Source organism: Streptomyces sp. SID486 (genome assembly GCF_009865385.1).
Taxonomy (GTDB): Bacteria; Actinomycetota; Actinomycetes; order Streptomycetales; family Streptomycetaceae; genus Streptomyces.
The window spans coordinates 1-2,914 of sequence record NZ_WWJT01000361.1 but is presented as its reverse complement, the minus strand read 5'-3'; the positions used below and the strand labels follow the sequence as shown (position 1 = coordinate 2,914).

The window sequence follows — 2,914 nt, the reverse complement described above, 5'->3', positions numbered from 1 at the left end:
GCCTGCGCTCCCCGGGCCGCCTGCGCACCGTGGGCCGCCTGCGCACCGTGGGGGGCCTGCGCACCGTGGGGGGCCTGCGCACCGTGGGGGGCCTGCCCGGTCGAGGCCGCCTGAGCCCACCGGCCGGCCTGGTCCGCCGGACCGGTCTGGTCCGGACCCGCGTGCCCCTCGGGGCCCACCTGGCCCGGGAGACCGGGGTCCTCGTCGAAGAAGTGCGGGCCCGTCTCCTCCACGGACGGGGCGGCCGGCTGGACGCCGGGCGGCGGAGTGAGCGGTTCGCCGTCCTTCGGCGCCGGGCGGCTGGTGCCGGGCACCCAGGAGGCGCCGTTCCAGTACCGGACGTAGCCGGGGATGGACGGGTCCGGGTAGTAGCCCTCGCGGGGCCTGTCGTCGCCGGGTGCCGGGGTTGGGGCGCTCATGTCCGATCGTCCCGTATCTGCTCGGAGGTGGTATGGGGGCCTCCACATCTATCAGACGCGGGCATCCCCCACCGCCAGTCCCGCCGGACCCACCCCTTTCCGGGCAACGGCGTACCGGACCCGCCCGGCCTCGCGGAAAAATTTCCCCGAACCCGCGTAATGGCCCCGCCCCAGACCCCTCTCCCTCCGTGCGGGCCCGGTTCGAGCGGCCCCGACCAGAGAGGAACGCAGGTCATGCAGCACACCGTGGTGGAACGGGAGCTGGAGCTTGAGCTCATCCTGGCGCCGGAGCGCAGCGTCCCGGTGCCGGCCCGGCTCAGCTACCGCTCCGACGACCCCTATGCCGTCCACATCACCTTCCACATCAACTCCGAGCAGCCGGTCCACTGGACGTTCGCCCGCGATCTGCTGGTGGAGGGGGTGTTCCGGCCGTGCGGGCACGGGGACGTACGGGTGTGGCCGACGAAGGTGAACGGGCGCGGGGTCGTCCTGATGGCGCTGAGTTCACCGGACGGGGACGCGCTGCTCCAGGCGCCGGTGCCGCAGGTGTCGGCCTGGCTGGAGCGGACGCTGCGGGTCGTGCCGCCGGGGGCGGAGGGCGGCCGGCTGGGCCTCGACGACGCGCTCGACCAGCTGCTCGCCCGGTGACGCCCCGTCCGGTCCCGCGCCCGGTGACGGCCCCTCCGGTCCCGCGCCCGGTGACGGCCTCTCGGGTCCCGCGCCCGGTGACGGCCTCTCGGGTCCCGCGCCCGGTGACGGCCCCTCCGGTCCCGCGCCCGGCGGGTCCTGTCCGGGCCGGCTCCGGCGGGCGCAAGGGCTCCGCCGGCCCCGCGCCCGTCCTCGGTCCGTCAGAGGACCTTGCCGGGGTTGAGGATGCCCAGCGGGTCGAAGACCTGCTTCACCGCCCGCTGCATCTCCACCCCGACCGGGCCGATCTCCCGGGCCAGCCACTCCTTCTTCAGCACGCCGACCCCGTGTTCGCCGGTGATGGTGCCGCCCAGCTCCAGGCCGAGGGCCATGATCTCGTCGAACGACTCGCGGGCCCGGCGCGACTCCTCGGGGTCCTGCGCGTCGAAGCAGACGGTGGGGTGGGTGTTGCCGTCGCCCGCGTGCGCGCAGACCCCGATCGTGAGGTCGTACGCCCCGGCGATCCGCTCCACGCCGTCGAGCATCGCGCCGAGCTTCGACCGGGGCACGCACACGTCGTCGATCATCGTCGTGCCCTTGACCGCCTCCAGCGCGGTCAGCGAGAGCCGCCGGGCCTGGAGGAGGAGTTCGGACTCGGCGGCGTCCTCGGCCGGCACGACCTGCGTGGCGCCGGCGGCCTCGCACAGAGCGCCGACGGCGGCGAGGTCGGCGGCCGGGTCGGGGGTGTCGAAGGCGGCCAGCAGCAGCGCCTCGGTGGTCTCGGGCAGCCCCATGTGGGCGAGGGCGTTGACCGCCTTGACGGTCGTACGGTCCATCAGTTCGAGGAGGGACGGCACGTGACCGCCCGCCATGATCCGGCATACGGCGTCGCAGGCGGCGGTCGCGGAGGCGAACTCGGCGGCCAGGACGAGCTGCCGGGGCGGCTTGGGCTTCAGGGCCAGGACCGCCCGGACGACGATCCCGAGGGAGCCCTCGGAGCCGACGAAGAGACGGGTGAGGTCGTAGCCCGCGACGCCCTTGGCGGTACGGCGGCCGGTGGACAGCAGGCGGCCGTCCGCGAGCACGACGTCCAGGCCGAGGACGTACTCGGCGGTCACGCCGTACTTGACGCAGCACAGGCCGCCGGAGGCGGTGCCGATGTTGCCGCCGATGGTGCACATCTCCCAGCTGGAGGGGTCCGGCGGGTAGTACAGGCCGTGTTCCTCGACGGCGCGGGAGAGGACCGCGTTGATCACACCGGGTTCGACCACGGCGATCCGGTCGACGGGGCTGATCTCCAGGATGCGGTCCATCTTGGTGAGGGACAGGGCGATGCAGCCGTCGGTGGCGTTGGCGCCGCCGGACAGACCGGTGCGGGCGCCCTGCGGGACGACCGGGACCCGTAGTTCGGTCGCCGTGCGCATGATGTGCTGAACCTGCTCGACGGTGCGCGGGAGGACGACGACGGCGGGAGTGCCCGCCGGGCAGAAGCTCGCCATGTCGTTGGCGTAGGAGGCCGTGACGTCGGGGTCGGTCAGGACGGCCTCGGGCGGCAGGCCGGCCAGGAGCCGGTCGGTGAGGTTCCCCGTGTGTTCGTCGCGCGGTGCTTCGATACGGCTCATGATCACAGCGTGACACTCGCGGCCATCGGTGTGAACCCCAACCGTGCCTCCCTTGGGCCACCCGGATGTGCTCGTCGTACTGGCGCACAGTGAGCGCCATGGACCACCGACCGAGCATGCCGGGTACGTCCCTGATCACCGACCCGCCACCGCGTCGATCCCGGCGCGTGCTGCGGCGGGTGCTGGTCGCCTCGCTGGCGGGCGGCGCCGTCGCGGGCGCGGTGCTGACGCTGCTTCCGGGCGAAG

Annotated in this window: 3 protein-coding genes; 1 reads left to right on the top strand and 2 read right to left on the bottom strand. The window is 73.9% G+C overall.

Going from position 1 to position 2,914, the window contains the following annotated elements:
- Positions 1-419: DUF2510 domain-containing protein (locus tag GT045_RS39775; RefSeq protein WP_237538660.1), on the bottom strand; the 419-nt coding region annotated here is incomplete at its 3' end.
- A 234-nt stretch (positions 420-653) separates the two neighbouring features.
- On the opposite strand from GT045_RS39775, the gene GT045_RS16980 reads away from it, so the two are divergent.
- A complete protein-coding gene (locus GT045_RS16980; RefSeq protein ID WP_161334688.1) occupies positions 654-1,067 on the top strand; it encodes an SsgA family sporulation/cell division regulator in 414 nt (137 codons plus the stop codon).
- 200 nt (positions 1,068-1,267) lie between these two features.
- Here GT045_RS16980 and GT045_RS16975 read toward each other — a convergent pair whose 3' ends face one another.
- Positions 1,268-2,674, bottom strand: a complete 1,407-nt coding sequence (locus GT045_RS16975; protein ID WP_161293890.1) for an FAD-linked oxidase C-terminal domain-containing protein — start codon at positions 2,672-2,674, stop codon at positions 1,268-1,270.
- Between the last annotated feature and the right edge of the window lie 240 nt (positions 2,675-2,914).

Bases quoted from the DNA above. Each gene is read 5' to 3' on its own strand.
- GT045_RS16980 (WP_161334688.1), top strand. From the start codon at position 654: ATGCAGCACACCGTGGTGGAACGGGAGCTGGAGCTTGAGCTCATCCTG.